This is a genomic window from Pseudomonas sp. H1_D04 (assembly GCF_054683855.1).
The window spans coordinates 4,350,859-4,369,680 of the sequence record NZ_CP162826.1; the positions used below are offsets into that span (position 1 = coordinate 4,350,859).

General features: G+C 61.7%; 20 protein-coding genes and 1 pseudogene. 14 read left to right on the forward strand and 7 right to left on the reverse strand.

The window, feature by feature from the left end; all coding sequences use genetic code 11:
- Nucleotides 1-2: 2 nt before the first annotated feature.
- The 3 genes from AB4N82_RS20260 to AB4N82_RS20270 are packed head-to-tail and all read left to right on the forward strand — an operon-like array spanning nucleotide 3 to nucleotide 2,390.
- Complete coding sequence (locus tag AB4N82_RS20260; protein WP_032887299.1) at nucleotides 3-746, forward strand: amino acid ABC transporter permease; 744 nt, start codon at nucleotides 3-5, stop codon at nucleotides 744-746.
- A gap of 23 nt (nucleotides 747-769) precedes the next feature.
- A complete protein-coding gene (locus AB4N82_RS20265; RefSeq protein WP_177434288.1) occupies nucleotides 770-1,498 on the forward strand; it encodes an amino acid ABC transporter ATP-binding protein in 729 nt (242 codons plus the stop codon).
- A 58-nt stretch (nucleotides 1,499-1,556) separates the two neighbouring features.
- A complete protein-coding gene (locus AB4N82_RS20270) occupies nucleotides 1,557-2,390 on the forward strand; it encodes an ABC transporter substrate-binding protein (RefSeq protein ID WP_032887272.1) in 834 nt (277 codons plus the stop codon).
- Between the two features lie 52 nt (nucleotides 2,391-2,442).
- Here the strand turns inward: AB4N82_RS20270 and AB4N82_RS20275 are convergent, their stop codons facing one another.
- Nucleotides 2,443-3,651 (reverse strand): DUF1835 domain-containing protein, encoded by a 1,209-nt coding sequence (locus AB4N82_RS20275; protein WP_122765557.1) that lies wholly within the window; start codon nucleotides 3,649-3,651, stop codon nucleotides 2,443-2,445.
- A gap of 269 nt (nucleotides 3,652-3,920) precedes the next feature.
- Between AB4N82_RS20275 and AB4N82_RS20280 the strand changes: the two genes are divergently transcribed.
- On the forward strand, nucleotides 3,921-4,424 hold the full coding sequence (locus AB4N82_RS20280; protein WP_032887274.1) for an ANTAR domain-containing protein: 504 nt from the start codon (nucleotides 3,921-3,923) through the stop codon (nucleotides 4,422-4,424).
- Between the two features lie 12 nt (nucleotides 4,425-4,436).
- On the opposite strand, the gene AB4N82_RS20285 is transcribed toward AB4N82_RS20280, so the two are convergent.
- On the reverse strand, nucleotides 4,437-5,513 hold the full coding sequence (locus AB4N82_RS20285; protein WP_032887275.1) for an aldo/keto reductase: 1,077 nt from the start codon (nucleotides 5,511-5,513) through the stop codon (nucleotides 4,437-4,439).
- A gap of 132 nt (nucleotides 5,514-5,645) precedes the next feature.
- On the opposite strand from AB4N82_RS20285, the gene AB4N82_RS20290 reads away from it, so the two are divergent.
- Entirely contained in the window at nucleotides 5,646-6,323 is a 678-nt protein-coding gene (locus tag AB4N82_RS20290) for an ABC transporter ATP-binding protein (protein ID WP_122765556.1), read from the forward strand.
- A complete protein-coding gene (locus AB4N82_RS20295; protein ID WP_460102763.1) occupies nucleotides 6,320-7,111 on the forward strand; it encodes an ABC transporter permease in 792 nt (263 codons plus the stop codon). The genes AB4N82_RS20290 and AB4N82_RS20295 overlap by 4 nt, the downstream gene beginning before the upstream one ends.
- Nucleotides 7,112-7,188: 77 nt before the next feature.
- Here the strand turns inward: AB4N82_RS20295 and AB4N82_RS20300 are convergent, their stop codons facing one another.
- Entirely contained in the window at nucleotides 7,189-8,241 is a 1,053-nt protein-coding gene (locus tag AB4N82_RS20300) for an L-idonate 5-dehydrogenase (protein WP_095185636.1), read from the reverse strand.
- A 14-nt stretch (nucleotides 8,242-8,255) separates the two neighbouring features.
- Entirely contained in the window at nucleotides 8,256-9,029 is a 774-nt protein-coding gene (locus AB4N82_RS20305; protein WP_032887279.1) for a glucose 1-dehydrogenase, read from the reverse strand.
- A gap of 135 nt (nucleotides 9,030-9,164) precedes the next feature.
- Here AB4N82_RS20305 and AB4N82_RS20310 point away from each other — a divergent pair, with 135 nt between their 5' ends.
- From AB4N82_RS20310 to AB4N82_RS20335, 6 genes and pseudogenes are all read left to right on the forward strand, one after another.
- Nucleotides 9,165-10,037, forward strand: a complete 873-nt coding sequence (locus tag AB4N82_RS20310; protein WP_122765568.1) for a LysR family transcriptional regulator — start codon at nucleotides 9,165-9,167, stop codon at nucleotides 10,035-10,037.
- 106 nt (nucleotides 10,038-10,143) lie between these two features.
- The gene (locus AB4N82_RS20315; protein ID WP_122765554.1) at nucleotides 10,144-10,776 is read left to right on the forward strand and encodes a glutathione S-transferase family protein; all 633 of its coding nucleotides are present in this window, start codon (nucleotides 10,144-10,146) and stop codon (nucleotides 10,774-10,776) included.
- An 18-nt stretch (nucleotides 10,777-10,794) separates the two neighbouring features.
- A complete protein-coding gene (locus AB4N82_RS20320; protein ID WP_122765553.1) occupies nucleotides 10,795-11,703 on the forward strand; it encodes a LysR family transcriptional regulator in 909 nt (302 codons plus the stop codon).
- Entirely contained in the window at nucleotides 11,703-12,587 is an 885-nt protein-coding gene (locus AB4N82_RS20325; protein WP_122765552.1) for a LysR substrate-binding domain-containing protein, read from the forward strand. Before AB4N82_RS20320 ends, AB4N82_RS20325 begins: the two co-directional genes overlap by 1 nt.
- Nucleotides 12,588-12,667: 80 nt before the next feature.
- Nucleotides 12,668-13,591: pseudogene (locus AB4N82_RS20330) on the forward strand (flavin-nucleotide-binding protein); the annotation flags it as partial.
- Between the two features lie 175 nt (nucleotides 13,592-13,766).
- Entirely contained in the window at nucleotides 13,767-14,222 is a 456-nt protein-coding gene (locus tag AB4N82_RS20335; RefSeq protein WP_122765551.1) for a hypothetical protein, read from the forward strand.
- Nucleotides 14,223-14,254: 32 nt separating this feature from the next.
- Here the strand turns inward: AB4N82_RS20335 and AB4N82_RS20340 are convergent, their stop codons facing one another.
- Nucleotides 14,255-14,722, reverse strand: coding sequence for an Sbal_3080 family lipoprotein (locus tag AB4N82_RS20340; protein WP_460102769.1), 468 nt, complete (start codon nucleotides 14,720-14,722; stop codon nucleotides 14,255-14,257).
- A gap of 607 nt (nucleotides 14,723-15,329) precedes the next feature.
- On the opposite strand from AB4N82_RS20340, the gene AB4N82_RS20345 reads away from it, so the two are divergent.
- Both AB4N82_RS20345 and AB4N82_RS20350 read left to right on the forward strand, forming a co-directional pair.
- Nucleotides 15,330-15,782 (forward strand): hypothetical protein, encoded by a 453-nt coding sequence (locus AB4N82_RS20345; protein WP_460102772.1) that lies wholly within the window; start codon nucleotides 15,330-15,332, stop codon nucleotides 15,780-15,782.
- 37 nt (nucleotides 15,783-15,819) lie between these two features.
- Nucleotides 15,820-16,224: a RidA family protein gene (locus AB4N82_RS20350; protein WP_122765550.1), complete on the forward strand. Its 405-nt coding sequence runs from the start codon at nucleotides 15,820-15,822 to the stop codon at nucleotides 16,222-16,224.
- Nucleotides 16,225-16,552: 328 nt separating this feature from the next.
- Here the strand turns inward: AB4N82_RS20350 and adeC are convergent, their stop codons facing one another.
- Both adeC and AB4N82_RS20360 read right to left on the reverse strand, forming a co-directional pair.
- The gene (adeC, locus tag AB4N82_RS20355; RefSeq protein WP_122765549.1) at nucleotides 16,553-17,971 is read right to left on the reverse strand and encodes an AdeC/AdeK/OprM family multidrug efflux complex outer membrane factor; all 1,419 of its coding nucleotides are present in this window, start codon (nucleotides 17,969-17,971) and stop codon (nucleotides 16,553-16,555) included.
- Nucleotides 17,971-18,765 (reverse strand): helix-turn-helix transcriptional regulator, encoded by a 795-nt coding sequence (locus AB4N82_RS20360; RefSeq protein WP_122765548.1) that lies wholly within the window; start codon nucleotides 18,763-18,765, stop codon nucleotides 17,971-17,973. Before AB4N82_RS20360 ends, adeC begins: the two co-directional genes overlap by 1 nt.
- Between the last annotated feature and the right edge of the window lie 57 nt (nucleotides 18,766-18,822).

Consider the following 18,822-nt stretch of genomic DNA (forward strand, 5'->3'; position numbering starts at 1 on the left):
CGATGTTCGATATCGTTGAAATTCTGCAGAACAACTGGACGTTGTTCCTCATCGGTCAATACCCCCACGGCCCATTGGGTGGCCTGGCGAGCACCCTGATCCTGGCCGCGCTGGCATTGCTGTTGGCGTTCCCGTTCGGCTTGCTGCTGGCGCTGGCGCGGGTGTCGCCGTGGAAAGGTTTGTACTGGGTCGCCACGGTGTGGGTCTACGTGCTGCGCGGTATTCCGTTGCTGATGGTGATCTTTTGGACGTACTTCCTGGTGCCGTTGCTGATCGGCCATAACATCACCGGCTTCATGACCATGCTCTGCACCCTGGTGATCTACCAGAGCGCCTACCTGTGCGAAATCATTCGCGGCGGCATCCAGGCCTTGCCGAGTGGGCAATACGAAGCGTCCCGCGCCCTCGGCCTGGGCTACGTGCGCACCACGCTCTGGGTGATCCTGCCCCAGGCACTGTACAACGCGTTGCCGAGCCTGATCAGCCAGTTCATTTCGATCATCAAGGAGACCTCACTGGGCTACGTGATCAACGTGCAGGAGGTGACGTTTGCCGCCAACCAAGTCAACAACCAACTGCTGACCAAGCCGTTCCAGGTGTTTTTCATCCTGGCGATCATCTACTACCTGCTGTGTTTCGGCCTGACCCGCCTGGCCGGTTATGTGGAACAGCGCATTGCGCGCAAGCGCCTGGGCGACGGAGGGCAAACCCTGCCTGGCCAACCGTTGCTGGCCACCGATAATTGAAGAGGGCTGCGCTCATGCATCCAATGATCATGTTTTCGAAAATCAATAAATGGTACGGCGAGTACCAGGCGCTCACTGACATCACGGCCGAAGTGCAACCCGGCGAAGTGGTGGTGCTGTGCGGCCCTTCGGGGTCGGGCAAATCCACCTTGATTCGCACGGTCAATCGCTTGGAAGACATCCAGGCCGGCCAGATCCTGTTCGACGGCCAGGACGTTCACGGCACCGACGCGCAGATCAACCGCCTGCGTAGCCGCGTGGGGTTTGTGTTCCAGAGCTTCAACCTGTTCCCGCATCTGTCGGTGCTGGAAAACATCACCCTGGCCCCCAACAAACTGCGCAACCTCAAGGGCGCGGCGGCCAAGCAAAAGGCCATGGAGCTGCTCGACCGTGTCGGCCTGGCCCACAAGGCCGGTGCTTACCCGGCGCAGTTGTCCGGCGGGCAACAGCAGCGCGTGGCAATCGCCCGCGCACTGGCGATGGAGCCGCCAGTGATGCTATTCGACGAGCCCACCAGTGCCCTCGACCCGGAAATGGTCGGCGAAGTGCTGAGCGTGATGAAGGGCTTGGCCAAGGACGGCATGACCATGATGTGCGTGACCCACGAGATGAATTTCGCCCGCGAAGTGGCCGACACCATCTGGTTTATGGATGCGGGGCAGATTCTGGAAAAGAGCAGCCCCGAGGCCTTCTTCACCCAGCCCTCGCACCCGCGAGCGCAACGTTTCATCGCCGACCTGCGGGCCCATTGAGCTGCGGCGGTTTTGCTCCCTCTGCCATTTTGCTGGTCCAACTTTCTGGAGATTTCCCATGGGTATGAAGCATCTGTTTACTGCGCTGGCGTTGGGGCCACTGGCAATCGCGGTCGCACAGGCCGACCAACTGAGCGACATCATGGCCAAGCAATCCTTGAGCTGTGGGGTGTACGCCGACGTCCCGCCATTTTCCGCACCGGACCCGAAAACCCGCGAGCTGGTCGGCATGGACGTCGACCTCTGCAAAGCCCTGGCCAAGACGCTTGGCGTAGCCCTGGAACTCAAGCCACTGTCGGTTGAAGCGCGTATTCCTGAAGTGAAAATGGGCCGTGTCGATGTGATCTTCGCCAACCTGGCCTACACCAAGACCCGCGCCGACCAGATCCAGTTCAGCGACCCTTACTACATCGCCAAGGAAACCCTGGTGGTGCGCGCGGCGAATGCCGACCAGCCGAAAAGCTTCTTCAAGGACAAGCGCATCAGCTCCACCAAGGGCTCGACCTCCGAACAGTCGATCCGCCTTGCCGGCGCCACCCCGGTGACCTTCCAGGACACTGGCTCGGCCTACATGGCCCTGCAACAGAACAAGGTCGTGGGCCTGGTGACCAACACCATGACCGCCCTCAAGCTGGTCAATCAGGCCAAGGCCGGTGGTGTGGAACTGGCGATTGCCAAAGAACCGATGGCCTTGGAGCCGATTGGTGCCGGTATGCGCCGCGACGAGCCCGCGTTTTTGGCCAAGGTCAATGAGTCGCTGATGGCGATGGAAAAGGCCGGGGAGATCGACGCGATCTGGGAGCGCTGGATCGGCCCGAACACCGAGTACAAGATGGTGCGCGAGGACAAGGTGCAGCCTTTGAGCGCGTTGAAGTTCGAGCCGTTGCCGTAAGGGTAATCGGTCACAAAAAAGCCCGCCGTGTGTGATGCACGGCGGGCTTTTTTTACTGCGTGCTCCAGACAGGGTTCAGATCCTCATCAATCATCCAGTGCGGCTGGCCAGGTGTGATACGCACGCCGCCGACCCAGCGCTCATGCGTTGCATGGTCGGGCCAATAGGCTCGGCCATGGAGCACGTCCTTCCCCAAGGATGTCAGCGCCAACATGCGTTGCGGCCATGGTTTTTGTGGGTCTGTCTCGGTCAGCAACGGCTTGTCGCCATCGATCAATGGCCGCAACAGCACCTGAAACATCATGTCCCCCATGGAGGGCAGCGGGTCGCGCTTGGCCATCAATTCGGCGAACACGCGACCGAACGGCAACGGCCCAGCTTCGGCGAGGTAGGTGAGGGACAGGCGCTCGGTCAGCGACAGACCATCGTGTGTTCCCGGCAATTCCTGCACCTGGCGCAACAGCGCCGGGGCAAGCAAGGGCAGGGCGGGGTGTTTGCCGTGGGCCAACGCTGCCCATGCCATGGGAGAACTGTCGCAATAGGCTGCCCAGGCCCGTTTGGCCAGTTGCACGGCCTCGTCCCCGATCAGTCTGCGTTGCGGCCAGAGCCAGGCGAGCACGTCCGGCGCCAGTTGGCCGATGCCGATAAAGCGCTCGACGCCGGGAATGCGGTCCACCTCGATCAGCTCCAGTTTGCCCGGTGCTTGTTCAAGACCGGCCAAGGCGCGGATCAGGAACAACTGGTCATAGGCATCTGCCTCGCACCACAACACGCTGTGTTCGGCGCTGGCCAGGGTTTCGAGGTGGTTGTATTCATCGTCGACGCGGCGCGCTGCATCCGTCTCATTGATGGCAAAGGCTTGGCTGATAAAGGCACTGCGCATCGCACGAAATGCCGGGCTGGGCAGATCACGCACCGGACCCATGCACAGCGGGTCGCTGAGCATGTGGAACCGGCCCTTGAACCCCGCCACCTGCAGGCTATGGGCGATGTCATTGCCGCAGCGCCAGTGGGTGGTGCGCGCTTCATCGCTGGCTGCAAAGTCGGGATGGCGGGCGGCGAAGTCGATGGCGTCGATATGAGCCTTGAGCTTGGGCCAACTGCTGAAACCCAGTTGTTTGGCCACCTGCCATTGGGCCTGGGACAGTGTGGCAGCCGGGTCTTGGCTTTTCAGGTGCCGCAACAGTTCCTTGGCGCGCTTGCGCTGCTGCTCAAGGTTGAGACGGCCATCGGTGTTGGAAGATAGGGGGCGTTGGGACATACGATCTCCTTGCACAGACCTTTTCCGCTTTAAGGTTGGGAGTCGTAGAAATGAGGTGAAGCTTGAGTGTCTTGGGCGCAGCCCTTTCCGCGGAAGGTGGCGTAGAGAGCGCCAGGCGGGAAATATAGGCAGTGTGGCGCGCGATTGCAAATCAGGCATGCGCCCCCGATAGGGTTTAAGAATCGTCTTAAAGTCATGCGCTCCTGCTGACGGTTACCGTGTGCACCGTTGAATGATCGACGTTGCTGCCCAACTGTCAGGGTTACCCTATGTCCACTAAAACGCTCCGCCTCTTGATTGCCGATGCTGACCTTCAGCAGCGGATCAGGATTGAGAAGATGCTCAACCTGATGGGCTATCACCGCATCGCGCCCTTGAGCTCGTTCGATGAGTTGCGGGTGCTGACGCGTTCGGGAGGCGTGGCATTCGACCTGTTGATCATCAACAGTGCATTGGTGAGTTCGCCGCAGGAGAACCTGCTGGAGTACTGCCACGCCAACCCGTTGATTCGCCACACGCTGATTTACGATGGGCAATGCACACCGCATGTGCTGGTAGCGGGCAATCAGCCGACCTTGCACCTCTCAGTGCCGCACTTGCCGGACTTTATCGCGCTGCAGCATTGCATGGGGATCGTCGATCCTGCCCCTCGCATACGCGTGGGTAAGCGGCCGACCTTGCGCGTTGCTGACAGCCCCAATCCAGCATCGGCGCGCTTCCAGGGTGACCCGGCCTTGGTGGCGTGCGCAGTGGGGCTGTCGCCCAGGCGTTGAGGGGGTCAGCGGTTACTTGTCTTTGCGTGCATCCATGGTTTTCTGATGCTCGGCCAGGAACGGCTGCTCCGCCGGATCAAAGCGATCAATGCCGGCCGTAAAACGATGCCAGTACGGATACAACGGTTGGCGCCGTGTCACCGCTTCGATACGCGAGGACTGTTCGTCGGTGAGTTTCAGTTCGGTGGCCGCGAGGTTGTCGCGCAGATGCGCTTCAGTGCGGGCACCGACAATCAGCGAGGTAATCCCCGGACGATCCTTGAGCCACGCCAGGCAAGTGCGCGCCACCGACACGCCGTGTTCATCACCCACGGCGGCGAGGGTTTCGATGATGTCCAGCGCACGCTCCTGGTCATGCACGTAGGGTTCCGGCCAGTCGCTGCCCTGGCGGGTATTGGCCGGCGGCTTTTGCCCACGGCGCGTGGAGCCGGTGAGCAGGCCTTCGCCCATTGGCCCCCACACCAGAGTGCCGACGTTCTGATCCAGGGCCAACGGCAGCAACTCGTACTCGGCCTCGCGGGATTCCGGGGTGTAGTAGATCTGTTGGGTGATCGGCTTGAGCATGCCGTGCAGTTCGGCCTTGCCCAGGGTTTTCATCATCTGCCAGGCGGTGAAGTTGCTGGTGCCGAAGTAACGGATTTTCCCCGAGCCCACCAACAGCCGCAGGGCTTCGAGGGTTTCCTCGATGGGCGTCATACCGTCCCAGTTGTGCAATTGGTAGAGATCGATGTGGTCGGTACCGAGGCGCTTCAAGCTGGCTTCGCAGGCGCGAATCAGGTGGTAGCGCGAGGAGCCGGAGTTGTTCGGGTTGCTGTCTACCGGGCTGCGGCCCTTGGTGGCCAGCAGGATATCGTTGCGTTTGTCACCCAGGGCCTTGCCGACCACTTCTTCGGCCAGACCGTGGGAATAGAGGTCGGCGGTGTCGACCATATTGACCCCAGCATCGAATGCGATATCGAACATACGCTTGGCCTGGGGCACGTCCACCGATCCGCATTTTTCAAACTCGGCGCGACCGCCAAAGGGCACGGTGCCGAGGATGATTTCGGATACCAGCAGGCCCGAATGGCCCAGTTGTCGGTATTGCATGTCGTCTCCTACTTAACGTTGAACCTGAGTTTCTGAACAACGTGGGTGGCGATAGTTTGAATTTTTTCATGAAAACTTCCTGCGCCTGCTTCACCATTGCGCCCAACAGGTTTTAAGAGGAATACCGCGTCCATGAGCGCCCTGATAGAAACCCGCGCCCTCACGCGTATCGACGAGCGTCGCCAGGTGGCTTTGCTGCAACCCACGGATTTCACCTTGAAGCGCGCCGACCGCGTCTCCATCACCGGCTCATCGGGCTCTGGAAAAAGCGTCTTCCTGCGTGCGCTGGCTTTGCTCGATACGCCGAGTTCCGGGCAAGTGCTGTGGAATAACCAGCCGATCGTCAACGCGCAGATCCCCCATTACCGCAGCCATATCAGCTACCTGTCTCAACGCCCGGCGTTGCTCGAAGGCACGGTGGAGGACAACCTCAGGTTCCCGTTCAGCCTCAAGACGCTGCACCAACGTCGCTTTGACCAGGACGTGGTGACGACCTTGTTGGGGCATGCCGGCAAGGCGGCGGATTTTTTGACCAAGAACGCGTTGGACCTGTCGGGCGGTGAGTCCCAGGTGGTCTCGCTGATCCGCACACTGCAACTGAACCCCGAAGTGCTGTTGCTCGACGAGCCCACCGCCGCCCTCGACCCCGCGTCATCCCGTGACGTGGAAGCGCTGATCGACGCCTGGTTCGCCGGTAACAAGTCCCGCGCCTATATCTGGGTATCCCACGATCTGGATCAGGCACAGCGCATGAGTGACATCCACTTGCACATGAGTGCCGGTGTCCTCAGCGGAGCGACCCAACCATGAATTATCAAAACCTCACCGCCCTGGACATGGGCATTGCCGCGTCGCTGATCCTGGTCAACGGCGCGCTGTCGTTGCTGCTGCGCCTGGGCCTTGGACGCCAGTTGTTATGGGCGGCGGTGCGCACCGTGGTGCAACTGCTGGCCATCGGTTACCTGCTGAGCTGGGTGTTTGAATTCGCCTATTGGTACGTGGTGCTGCCGCTGATGTGCGCCATGACCCTGATCGCCGGGCTTTCGGCGGCGGGACGTGGGCGGCGTACGTATCGGGGGCAGCGGGTCGACAGCATTCTGTCGGTGTGGGGCAGTTCGTGGCTGGTGACGGCGGTGGGCTTGTTTGCGGTGATCCGCATTCACCCATGGTACGAGCCGCAATACGCGATCCCGATCCTTGGCATGATCCTCGGCAACACCTTAACCGGCGTGTCCTTAGGGATTGAGCGCATGACCCAGGAACTTACCTCGGGCCGCAACACCATCGAAATGATCCTGGCCCTCGGCGGCTCACGCTGGGAAGCCGCCCAGGAAGCCATTCGCCAAGCCGTGCGCGCCGGGATGATCCCCACGCTGAACCAGATGACCGTGGTCGGCATCGTCAGTCTGCCCGGCATGATGACCGGCCAAGTGCTGGCCGGAGAGAGCCCTGTGGACGCGGTGCGGTATCAAATCGTGATCATGTTCTTGATCGCCGCGTCATCGGCGTTGGGCACGGTAGGGGCGGTGTTGCTTACCTATCGGCGGTTGTTTTCGGTGAGCCACCGCTTTTTGCGCGAGCGACTGGAAGAGCGCTGACAAACCAGCCCCTGTGGGAGCCAGCTTGCCGGCGATGGCGGTCGATCAGGCAACCTCAGGTTATCTGGCCTACCGCTTCAATCCACCTCCGCCACACCAAAATCGAGCACCACCTTCATCGCCTGGGTCTTGTCCGCAGCCAGTTCAAACGCCTGCACGGCTTGCTCGAACGGCACCGTATGGGAGATCACCGGCCGTACATCAATGACCTGGCGATTGAGCAAGTCCACCGCCTGGGCAAACTCACTGTGGAAGCGGAAGGTGCCGCGCAGGTCGATCTCGCGGCTGACCAGCAGGTTCAGCGGCAGCGACACTTCACCGCCCAACCCGACAGTGACCAGCACGCCGCGTGGGGCGATGCAGTCCAGGCCGTTGCGCAGGGCTTGGGCACTGCCGGAGACTTCGAACATCACCTCGAAGTAACCCTTCTCGGCGGTGTAGCGTTTGAGTGCATCGATGCCGTCGGCGATGTTATGGGTGCGCGTGGCGCCCATTTTTTCCGCGCAGGCCAGTGCGCTGGCGGACAGGTCCACAGCGACGATTTCAGCGGCGCCGGCGGCGCGCAGGCTGCCGATCAGCAGGTTGCCGATGGGGCCGCAACCGGTCACCAGTACGCGCTTGCCGAACACCGCGCCAGCCCGTTGGATCGCATGCAACCCGACCGACAACGGCTCGGCCAGCGCACCTTCGGCGAGGCTGACGTGATCGGCCAGCACATGTGCCTGATGCGTCTCGATCACCAGGCTCTGGCGAAACGCGCCCTGGATATGCGGAAAGGGCATCGCGCTGCCGTAGAAGCGCATGTTCAGGCAATGGTTGGGCAGGCCTTGATGGCAATAGCGGCAAGCGCCGCACGGGCGTGACGGCGATACGGCAATGCGCTGGCCGACCTTGAACTGGCCGGCGTCCGAGCCCACGGCGTCGATCACTGCCGATACTTCATGGCCGAGCACCATCGGCTCGCGCAGGCGCACAGTGCCGAAGCCGCCGTGCTGGTAATAGTGCAAGTCCGAGCCGCAGATACCGCCGCGGGCGATGCGTACACGCAGTTGCTCGGGCCCCAGAGCAGGGGGTTCGTCCTGGGGGCTCACCCGCAGGTCTTTTGAGGCGTGGCAGACAATGGCGTGCATAAGGTTCTCCAGGGTTACAGCGACGCGGTGATGCCACCGTCGACATACAGGATATGACCGTTGACGAAACTTGCGGCATCGCTGGCCAGAAACACCGCTGCACCGGCCAACTCGGCGACGTCGCCCCAGCGGCGGCTCGGTGTGCGCTGCACCAGCCAGTCGCTGAATTCGGGGTTGGCCACCAGGTTGGCGTTCAACTCGGTCTTGAAGTAACCGGGGCCGATACCGTTGACCGTCAGCCCGTGCGGGCCCCAGTCGATGGCCATGCCCTTGGTCAACATCTTCAACGCGCCTTTACTCGCCGCATACGGCGCGATGCCCGGGCGGCCCAATTCACTTTGCACCGAACAGATATTGATGATGCGCCCCCGTTTGCGCGGAATCATCGCCCGCGCCACGGCCTGACCCACCAGGAAGGCGCTGTCGAGGTTGGTGCTGATCAGTTCGCGCCAGTGCTGCTCGCTGTAGTCTTCCAGCGGCCCACGGCGTTGCATACCGGCGTTGTTCACCAGGATGTCCAAGGGGCCGAAGCGTTCCTCGATCGTTGCCACCCCGTCCTGGATTGCTGCGCTGTCGGTCACGTCGAAGGCCTGGGTGTGCACCTCCAGGCCTTCGAGGGTCAGCAGGGCGGCGGCGTCACGCAATGTGCTGCGGTTACGCCCGTTGAGCACCACCCGTGCGCCCGCTTGGGCCAGGCCACGGGCGATGGCCAGGCCGATACCGGCACTGGAACCGGTGACCAGCGCCAGCCGGCCGTCGAGGCGAAAGGTGTCTAGAACGCTTTGCATGGGCATATTTCTCCGCGCGCGCTTGTAATAATCAAAACGCTGTCTGATGGGCTTAACTTCACCTCGGTGTAGGGCGCAGGTCCAATGTTCATTTATGATCGGCTGATCAATATCCGTGATAACCAGGAGGGCTGGATGGAACTCAAGCACTTGCGCGCCTTTGTGGTACTGGCCCAGGAGCTGCATTTCGGCCGGGCGGCGGGGCAGTTGTCGATTGTGCAACCGGCGCTGAGCATGCAGATCAAGCAACTCGAAAGTGGCTTGGGCGTACGCCTGCTGGACCGCAATCGGCACTCGGTGACGTTGACCGATGCCGGCCGGGTGTTCCTGCCGGAAGCCCAGGCGACCCTGCACCAGGCCGCGCGGGCGGCGGAGGCGGCGCGGGCCTCCAACCGTGGGGAAATCGGCCGAGTGCGGCTGGGCTTTGTGTCGTCGGTATTGCCGCAACTGTTGCCCGAGTTGATCCGCGCGGTGCATCAGCGCTACCCGCGTATCGAGCTGGAACTCAAGGACATGCCCGGCCCCGATCAAGCCGCCGCGTTGAAGCATGGCCGCCTCGATTTCGGCTTGATGCGCCTGCCCGCCGCCTACCCCGGTGTGCAGACCCGTGTGGTGTTGCGCGAGCCGTTCTGTGTGGCCTTGCCGATGGATCATCCGTTGGCCGCACAGGATTCGATCCAGCCCGGCGATCTGCTCGACGTGCCGGTGTACATCCTCGCGCGGCGCTATGCGCCGGGGTTCTACGACGAATTTATCCAGGCCGTGGGCATCCCGCTGCAGATCGCGTCCGAGCTGGGCGAGTTCACCACCATGCTCGCGCTGGTCTGTGCCGGGTTGGGCGTCGGCGTTTTGCCGCAGCAGGCTGCGCGGGCGTTGCCAGCCAACTGCGTGTCGCGGCCGCTGGTATTGGGAGCGTTTCAGGCCAGCACGGGGTTGGCTTGGACCGAGTTGGACAGCGCAGTGAAGACCACGCTGTTTACGCTGATCATTGAACTGTTTGGCGAGTGATTGTTTCACCGGGTGAAATGCTGGATTGTAAAACCTGGTGATTCCATTGATCGGCGCAGCGGTGGAACATCTCAGGTGTCGGAACCCCCACCTTTTGGAGCCTTACATGTCCCAGCCTGCGATCAAACTCTATGGTTTTCCACTGTCCGGCCATTCCCATCGGGCCGAGCTGATGCTGTCCCTGCTGGGGCTGCCCACCGAATTCATCCTGGTGGACCTCAAGCAAGGCGCCCATAAATCCGCTGATTTCACAGCGACGATCAATCGCTTCGGCCAGGTGCCGGCGATTGACGATAACGGCACGGTGCTGGCGGACTCCAACGCGATCCTGGTCTACCTCGCCACGAAATACGGCAACGACCACTGGCTGCCAAGCGACCCGGTGGGGCAGGCGCGTGTACAGCGTTGGTTGTCGGCGGCTGCCGGGCAGCTGCATGCCGGGCCCGCGACTGCACGCTTGGCCACGGTATTTGGCGCCGACGTGGACGCGGCGGCCGCCATCAGTCGCGCCCATGCCTTGTTGGAACTGGTGGAACGGCAACTGAGCGAAACCCGCTTCCTGGCTGGCGAGCAGCCGAGCATTGCAGATATCGCGTTCTACACCTACGTGGCCCATGCGCCGGAAGGTAATGTGTCGCTGGTCGACTACCCTAAGGTGCGCGCCTGGCTTGCCAGTATTGAGGCCCTGCCAGGTTTTGTGGGCATGCCGCGTACGGCGGTAGGTTTGCAATCACAGTAACCTTCCTGAGGCGCATCGATGGACCGATTTCACGAAATGCAGGTGTTCCTGGCGGTGGCCGAGGAGGAAGGTTTCGCTGCCGCGGCGCGCCGCCTGAACACCTCGCCGCCCAGCGTGACCCGCGCCATCGCGGCCATGGAACAACGCATCGGCACCCAGCTGCTGGCGCGCACTACGCGCAGCTTGCACCTGACCGAAGCCGGCCAGCGTTACCTCGCAGATTGCCGGCGCATCCTCGCCGAGTTGGACGAAGCCGAAGAAGCGGCGGCGGGCAGTTATTCGATCCCCTGTGGCCACCTTACGGTGACCGCACCGGTGCTGTTTGGCGAGCTGTATGTGGCGCCGTTGCTGGGTGACTATCTCGACCGCTTTCCCCAGGTGAACATCAATGCCTTGCTGGTGGATCGGGTGGTCAACATGGTCGACGAAGGGGTTGATGTGGCTGTGCGTATCGGCCATCTGCATGAACCGGGGCAACAGGCGATCAAGGTGGGCGAGGTGCGTCGTGTGGTGTGCGCGTCGCCTGGTTATCTCGACCAGTACGGTCGCCCGCTGCACCCCGAGCAATTGCGTGCAGCGCAAATCATCGGCCTATCCTCCAGCCATTTGGTCAGTGAGTGGGCTTTTGTCGACGCCGGCCAGCCGCTGACGGTACCCATCGAACCACGCCTGGTGGTCTCGGCGAACAACGCGGCGATCAACCTGGCGCGCCTGGGTTGGGGCATGACCCGTGTGCTGTCGTATCAAGTCGCGGCAGCGGTGGCGGCCGATGAACTGGAGATTGTGCTGGAGGCTTTTGAACCGGCGCCGCTGCCGATCCAGGTGGTGTTCCAGAGCAGCGGGCGCGTGCCGGCCAAGGTCAGTACGTTTGTGGATTTTCTCAGCCAGCGCCTGGGCCAGGACGCCGCGCTCCAACGGCACGGCTGATGGAGCGCTTTCGCGATATGCAACTGTTCGCGGCCATGGCCGGGCAACCGAGCCTGGCCTCGGCGGCGCGCTGTGCGTGCGTCTCCGGCCCGACCTTGGTACGTGCCATTGCGCGGTTGGAAGCACGCCTGCACGTGACGTTGCTGCAACGCAGCACCCAAGGCGTGAGCCTTACGGACGCCGGCAGCGCCTACCTGGCCGACTGCCTGCAACTGCTGGCCAGCGTGGACGCCGCCGAAGCCTCGGCCAAGGGCGCGCATGTGCAGGCTCAGGGCAATCTGCGGGTGTTCTTGCCGCTGTTGTTCAGCCGTTACCTGATGGCGCCGGTGTTGGCCGACTATCTGGAGCGGTACCCCGACATGCGCGTAGTGGCGCGTTATCACGACTATGACCCCAACCTGCATGAGGAGGGCCTGGACGTGGCGATCCTGGTGGGCGAGCTGCCCAGCTCGTCACTGATCGCGCGGCCGCTCGGGCAGGTGCGGCAACTCCTTTGCGCCAGCCCCGATTATCTCGCCACCCACGGCGAGCCCCGGCACCCGAGCGAGCTCAAGCAGCATCGGCTGATCGCCAGTGCCGAGCACGTGCATTGGGATTTCCCAGGCTATTTGCTCAAGGCGCGTGCGCGGCTGAGTTGCTCCACGGTACAAGGCGCAATCAATGCCGCCGTGCAGGGGGCGGGCGTGGTGCGTTGCCTGAGCTACCCGCTGCACGGGCCGTTGGGCAGCGGGCAATTGCGCCGGATCTTGCCGGCCTATGAAGGGCCGCCGCTGCCAGTCAATGTGGTGTATCGCGAGGGCCGCAACGCGCCGATGCGTGTGCGCAGTTTTGTCGACCATTGCGTGGCGGCGTTGCGGGAACACCCAGCATTTCAGTTGGCGTAACAGTGGATTGTCTGGGGTGGTTATTCCCTCTGTTGGCGGGCAGGGCGCAGCATCGCAGCATCTAACGGGAGGTCATCGCCATGAATCCAATCGAACTATCCCCCTGGCATGCCGGCGAACGGCAGATGCAGGAAAGCGCCGGCGTCGCTGAGCGCATGGCTGTGGTCGGGCCCAAAGTAATTCGTGATCACTTGCCTGAGCAGCACCGGGATTTCTACCCTTTGCTGCCATACCTGTTGCTGGGTGTGGTGGACGAACAGGGCATTCCGTGGGCGACGATGGTTGAGGGCGCACCGGGTTTCGCCCATTCGCCCGAGCCGCAGACCCTGCAGATCGACAGTCTGCCCAATACCAGCGACCCCGCTCGCAATGCCGTGCGGCAAGGAGCGTCCGTGGGGCTGCTGGGCATCGACCTCAACACCCGCCGCCGCAACCGCATGAACGGCCGCATCGGCGCCCTCGATCACGAAGGTTTTTCGGTGGACGTGGTGCATACCTTCGGCAACTGCCCTAAATACATCCAACTGCGGCCGGTGGACGGTATCGCACGCAAACCCGGCACCGTGGCCGAGCGCTCCAGCAGCCTCGACGCTGGCGCCCAAGCGATGATCCGCAACGCCGACACCTTCTTCGTCGCCAGCTATGTGGACGCTGAAGGCGAACGTTCGGTGGACGTGTCCCATCGCGGCGGCAACACCGGCTTTGTGCGCGTCGACGGCAACGTGCTGACCATCCCGGACTTCGCCGGCAACCTGTTCTTCAACACCCTGGGCAACCTGGCAGCCAACCCGGTGGCGGGTCTGCTGTTCATCGACTTTGACTCGGGCGACGTATTGCAGATTGCCGGAAGCACCTCGCTGATCCTCAGCGGTCCCGAAGTGGCAGCGTTTGAAGGCGCGCAGCGGTTGTGGACGGTGACCGTGGAACACGTGGTAAGGCGCCCGGCGGCGTTGGCGTTGCGTTGGGAGTTTGAGCAGTTTTCGCCGTTCAGTCTGGCGATGGGGGGTGGTAGCGCGCGTGCCGTTCTGGTCGAAGTGAACCCTGCACTAATGACCACAGGTAATAAGAAACGCGTGTTTAAACCTGTCATAAGTCACAGGTTACAACTCACGTTTATTCCACTTTAATACCGGTTGAACGCGCGGCGACCTCACATTGATAGTGGAGCGGGAGATCAACATGTTTGAAGACATCGAACTGTATAAGTCTAATAAAGGGACGGCCACCGGTACCATGAACGGCAAGGTCGTCAGCCTGAGCGATGATCAAACGTATCCCTTTAAGGCGACATGGATCTACCGTGACAACCAAAATGGGACGTTGAGTTTACGTGGCACAGTGGATGATCTGGAAAGCCCTGGTCGGACATCGCTCATTGGACTGGCACTCACTCCTGAGAGCGCTCCCAGCGGCACCTATAGTATCGGCGTAAACCCTGTGACGCTGACGTTGCTTTACATGACTTTTATCCGAGACACCGGTGTCACCACAGATTACGAAGGGATTGAGGGTTGGGTTGAGCTGATAAGCGCCTACCCTGCAAAACCGATCAGCGGAAAGCTGTGGTTTAAAACAAGACCGCGCGTGGGACGTGCGTACGAGGTCGAGCTGGACTTCAATATCCCAGACTTTTAAGACGTAGAGCTTCAGGTGCTTGTCGGTTTAATTCAGTCTGGCACTGAGGGAAGGTCAGGCCGGGTCGTACCGTAGACCACTTCCGGGAACAGCTGGTTGGTCATCTCGATGATCTTGTTCTGTGCGTCGATAAACTTGCCCATCCGTGCGCCACCTGAAGTCGAGTCGTACAGCGCCTGGCCGACCTGGCGGCCGTTCTCGAACTCCTGGATCTGGGCAAAGCTCATGTACAGCGCCATGTCCCAGCTCCATTTGCCAATGTAGGTGGTCGACAACGCACAGCTGGCAGGCGGGCTCCCGGGCGGCAATTCGCGGGTGTGAAAACCCTTGCTGCGCAGTTGCGCGGTGTAGGTGGTGTTGAATCCTTCGCGCAGGCCTTCTGCGGGGATCGTGCAGATCTCCGGGGACTGGGTGGTGGACAGGGAAACTGGGGTGACGGTTTGCGTGATGCTGCAGCCGGTAAGGGCCAGGGCAAGTGCGGGAGCAGCGATCAGGCGCATAGAGACGTCCATGTGGGGAGTAATGGCTGGATGATAGCAGTGAAGTCCTGATGGCGATTACGATCTCCAGTCCTTAGCGTCGCGAGTGCACACATTGTGTTGTGGCAAGCGGGCTCTTTGGGATGAGCAGGCTTGCCCTGCGCTGGGTTGCGCAGCAGCCCCAAAACCCATCACTGCGGAGTGTCTGGCAAACGGCATTCCTCAGTACTGGGGCCGCTTCGCAGCCCAGCGCAGGGCAAGCCTGCTCACCACAATAAACCTGCTCACGTTCATGTGGGGAGTAATGGCTGGATGATCGCAGTGAAGTCCTCAGGGCGATTACGATCTGCAGTACTCAGCGTTGCGAGTGCACACATTGTGTTGTGGCGAGCAGGCTCTGTGTAGTGAGCAGGCTTGCCCTGCGCTGGGCTGCGCAGCAGCCCCAAAACCCATCACTGCGGAGTGTCTGGCAAACGGCATTCCTCAGTACTGGGGCCGCTTCGCAGCCCAGCGCAGGGCAAGCCTGCTCACCACAATAAACCTGCTCACGTCCATGTGGGGGGTAATGGCTGGATGATGGCAGTGAAGTCCTGAGGGCGATTACGATCTGCAGTGCTCAGCGTCGCGAGTGCACACATTGTGTTGTGGCAAGCGGGCTCTTTGTAGTGAGCAGGCTTGCCCTGCGCTGGGTTGCGCAGCAGCCCCAAAACCCATCACTGCGGAGTGTCTGGCAAACGGCATTCCTCAGTACTGGGGCCGCTTCGCAGCCCAGCGCAGGGCAAGCCTGCTCACCACAAAGAGCCTGCTCACCAGCACAAGTCCACTCACCATCGCGGCCAGTTCTTCTTGTGTGATTGCCAGCCGTGCGCAACTGGATGGCATTGGGTGGTATTTTCATTTGCCGGGCTTTCTTTTGGGATCATTTCCAGCGCAGCTGCTGTACGCGCTGGGTGGTGCGACGATCAGAAGAATGCGTGTCGAAAACCCGGACTTTATTCTGCTTAACCGAACGAGCGGTGTTTGTCTCATTGGCTTTGCTGCCTGGCAGATGTATCGCTTATTGAGACATGAAACTGTTTGAGTCAGCCTTACGCTCCAACTAACAACAAGGACCCGTTATGCAACGCAATGTCATCAATCCCGCAAGCGTATTCAACTCTCTGCAATATGGCTTCAGCCAGGCAATTGAGGTTCCCGTTGGCCGGCGCATTCTGCTTTCAGGCCAAGTCGGGGTGGATGCCCAGGAGCGTACGGTCGGCCCAGGCATGGCGGAGCAAATTGCTACCTCGCTGGACAATATCGAAAAGATCTTGGCCGAGGTCGGTGGTGATCTGTCCCATGTGGTGATGCTGCGGCTATATATCGTCGACTCCGCACGTGATCAGCAGGAGCCGATAGCTGAGGCCTTGCGTGAGCGCTTTCCCCATAACCCGCCGCCTTCTTCGTGGATTATCGTCAGCGGCTTGTCGTTGCCGCAATGGTTGATCGAGGTCGAGGCGGAGGCGGTGATTACGCTGAAGTAGGGCTTCTCCATCATCGTTGTGAGCGGGCTTTCGTAGTGAGCAGGCTTGCCCTGCGCTGGGCTGCGCAGCAGCCCCAAAACCCATCACCGCGGAGTGTCTGGCAAGCGGCATTCCTCAGTATTGGGGCCGCTTCGCAGCCCAGCGCAGGGCAAGCCTGCTCACCACAATAAGCCTGCTCACCGCAGTAGGCCTGCCCACCACAATAAGTCTGCTCACCACAGTAGGCCTTCTCACCACAATAAGTCTGCTCACCACAGCAAGCCTGCTCACCACAATAAGCCTGCTCACCACAGTAGGCCCGCTCGACAGCACTCACCCGACAGTTCCGCTAGCGCTGGCTCGTCAGCACCGCCCCATCCCCCCATGCACCGCCCAGCGCGGTATACAGGTTCACCTCCGCCACCAGCTGCGCCAGCCGGTCCACGATCAATGCCTGTTGCGCGCTGAACAGCGAGCGCTGGGCATCGAGGAAGGTCAGGTTGCTGTCCACGCCGCTGCGATAGCGGTGTTGGGCCAAGTCGTAATACGCCTGGTTGGCGGCGACGAAGTCCCGTTGCGCGTTGAGTTGGTCGGTAAAGGTCTGCCGGGCCGCCAGGCCGTCGGCGACTTCCTGGAAGGCGGTCTGGATGGACTTTTCATACTGCGCCACGCCGATGTCTTTTTGCAGCTTGGCGTAGTCGAGGCTGGCGCGCAGGCTGCCGGCGTTGAAAATCGGCAGGTTGATTTGCGGCTGGAAGGTCCAACTGCCGGAGCCGCCCTTGAACAGCCCCGACAGTTCGGTGCTGGTGCTGCCGGCGTTGGCCGTAAGGCTTACCGACGGGAAGAATGCCGCACGGGCGGCGCCGATATTGGCGTTGGCCGCGCGCAACTGGTATTCGGCCTGAAGGATATCCGGGCGGCGTTGCAGCAGGTCCGACGGCAGCCCGGCGGGCACACGGGCTATCAGGTCATCCGCCAGAGGACGGGACGGCAGGGTTTGGTCCACCGGGCCGCCCACCAGCAGGGCCAGGTTGTTGAGGTCTTGCGCAACCTGGCGCTCATACCGTGCCACGCTGGCGCGGGTGCTTTCGACGCTGGTGCGCGCCTGCACCACGTCCAGGGCCGAGGCTTTGCCCGCCGATTTGCTGCGGCTGGTGAGGTGCAGGCTGTGGTCGTTGGCCGCCAGGGTTTGCTGGGCCAGGGCCAGCAGTTCCTGGTCGGCGCGCCAGGTGAGGTAGGCATTGGCGACGTTGGCCACCAGGCTCAATTGCGCACTGCGCCGTGCCTCTTCGGTGCCCAGGTAAGTGAGCATCGCCTGTTCGCTGAGGCTGCGCACGCGGCCGAAAAAATCCAGCTCATAAGCGCTGATGCCGAGGGTGGCGGAATAGGTGGACGTAATCGCCGGTTTACCAGTGCCGTTCACAGCCCCAGGCACACGCTGACGGGTGCCGGCACCTGTGGCGGACACCGCCGGGAACAGATCGGCCCGTTGGATGCGGTACTGCGCCTGGAAGGCCTCGACGTTCAGCGCCGCCACCCGCAGGTCACGGTTATTGACCAGCGCCTCGCGGATCAGCTGTTGCAGTGCGGGGTCATGGAACAACTGCTGCCAGTCCGAGGAGGGCGTCAGCGTGCCGGCCTGTGCCAGCGCATACACACCGCTCTGGGGGTACTGGCCAGGCGTCGGTGCTTCGGGCCGCTGGTACTCGGGGATCAGCGAGCAGCCACCCAGCACGAAGACCATGCCGGTGAGGGTGAGTTTTTTCATCAAGCGCCTACCATCCATTTGGCCAAACCATGCCGGCCACTCACACCCAGCTTGGCGGCGGCGCGCTTGAGGTAGGTCTCGATTGAGCTGTTTTTAACACTGAGTTTTTCCGCCAACTGCGGCACGGTGCCGCCGGTCAACAGCCCGAGGCACACCTCCTGCTCGCGGGCCGACAGGGTAATGTCTCCGAGAGAAAGGCGCTTATAGAACTCACGCTGCAATTGCGATTGCTCAAGCAGTGTATGGCCCGGCTCGGACTGGTCGTGCGGCGCCTGGCGCAGGATCTGGGCGTGGCGTTCGATCAGCGGCAGCAGCGTGTCCGACAGGCACTTGAGAAACGACAACTCGGCCAGGGAAAACCCGCGCTGGGTCGGCGGCCGGTAGAACGAAATCACGCAGCGCCGATTACCCTGGCGTGACACGAGGTTGCACTGGTGCGAGGTGCCGCGCGGGTGTGCGCTGTGGGGTCTGGCGTTCATCTGGATCAGCAGTGGGTCCTGCATGGTGAGCATTTGCAGCAGCAGCGGGTGGTCATCCAACTGGCAAACCGCCAGGGGCGGCGGCAAGTCCTGCTTCTGGCCGGCGCTGCCGAGCAGCTTGATATCGAGCACGCGATCGCGCAGCTCGTCGAGGGTCCACTCACTGAGGTCCACTAAGTGGATCGGCACCCATTTGCTGACCAGATGCAGCATATGGTCGGCAAACGCCTCATGGCCGCTGTGTGCAATCAATTCACCCATTTCAGCGAAGAAATTCGGGCTCTGTGTGTTACCCATGCTGCGCTTCAAACTCATAGCCATCTCATCCTTGATGTCGAAAACCGTCAACGAACTCCCTGGGCCTCTGGGGGG

Excerpts from the sequence above, each read along its gene's own strand:
- AB4N82_RS20260 (WP_032887299.1), top strand. The coding sequence starts at position 3 with ATGTTCGATATCGTTGAAATTCTGCAGAACAACTGGACGTTGTTCCTC.
- AB4N82_RS20265 (WP_177434288.1), top strand. The coding sequence starts at position 770 with ATGATCATGTTTTCGAAAATCAATAAATGGTACGGCGAGTACCAGGCG.
- AB4N82_RS20270 (WP_032887272.1), top strand. The coding sequence starts at position 1,557 with ATGGGTATGAAGCATCTGTTTACTGCGCTGGCGTTGGGGCCACTGGCA.
- AB4N82_RS20275 (WP_122765557.1), bottom strand. The coding sequence starts at position 3,651 with ATGTCCCAACGCCCCCTATCTTCCAACACCGATGGCCGTCTCAACCTT.
- AB4N82_RS20280 (WP_032887274.1), top strand. The coding sequence starts at position 3,921 with ATGTCCACTAAAACGCTCCGCCTCTTGATTGCCGATGCTGACCTTCAG.
- AB4N82_RS20285 (WP_032887275.1), bottom strand. The coding sequence starts at position 5,513 with ATGCAATACCGACAACTGGGCCATTCGGGCCTGCTGGTATCCGAAATC.
- AB4N82_RS20290 (WP_122765556.1), top strand. The coding sequence starts at position 5,646 with ATGAGCGCCCTGATAGAAACCCGCGCCCTCACGCGTATCGACGAGCGT.
- AB4N82_RS20295 (WP_460102763.1), top strand. The coding sequence starts at position 6,320 with ATGAATTATCAAAACCTCACCGCCCTGGACATGGGCATTGCCGCGTCG.
- AB4N82_RS20300 (WP_095185636.1), bottom strand. The coding sequence starts at position 8,241 with ATGCACGCCATTGTCTGCCACGCCTCAAAAGACCTGCGGGTGAGCCCC.
- AB4N82_RS20305 (WP_032887279.1), bottom strand. The coding sequence starts at position 9,029 with ATGCAAAGCGTTCTAGACACCTTTCGCCTCGACGGCCGGCTGGCGCTG.
- AB4N82_RS20310 (WP_122765568.1), top strand. The coding sequence starts at position 9,165 with ATGGAACTCAAGCACTTGCGCGCCTTTGTGGTACTGGCCCAGGAGCTG.
- AB4N82_RS20315 (WP_122765554.1), top strand. The coding sequence starts at position 10,144 with ATGTCCCAGCCTGCGATCAAACTCTATGGTTTTCCACTGTCCGGCCAT.
- AB4N82_RS20320 (WP_122765553.1), top strand. The coding sequence starts at position 10,795 with ATGGACCGATTTCACGAAATGCAGGTGTTCCTGGCGGTGGCCGAGGAG.
- AB4N82_RS20325 (WP_122765552.1), top strand. The coding sequence starts at position 11,703 with ATGGAGCGCTTTCGCGATATGCAACTGTTCGCGGCCATGGCCGGGCAA.
- AB4N82_RS20335 (WP_122765551.1), top strand. The coding sequence starts at position 13,767 with ATGTTTGAAGACATCGAACTGTATAAGTCTAATAAAGGGACGGCCACC.
- AB4N82_RS20340 (WP_460102769.1), bottom strand. The coding sequence starts at position 14,722 with ATGCGCCTGATCGCTGCTCCCGCACTTGCCCTGGCCCTTACCGGCTGC.
- AB4N82_RS20350 (WP_122765550.1), top strand. The coding sequence starts at position 15,820 with ATGCAACGCAATGTCATCAATCCCGCAAGCGTATTCAACTCTCTGCAA.
- adeC (WP_122765549.1), bottom strand. The coding sequence starts at position 17,971 with ATGAAAAAACTCACCCTCACCGGCATGGTCTTCGTGCTGGGTGGCTGC.
- AB4N82_RS20360 (WP_122765548.1), bottom strand. The coding sequence starts at position 18,765 with ATGAGTTTGAAGCGCAGCATGGGTAACACACAGAGCCCGAATTTCTTC.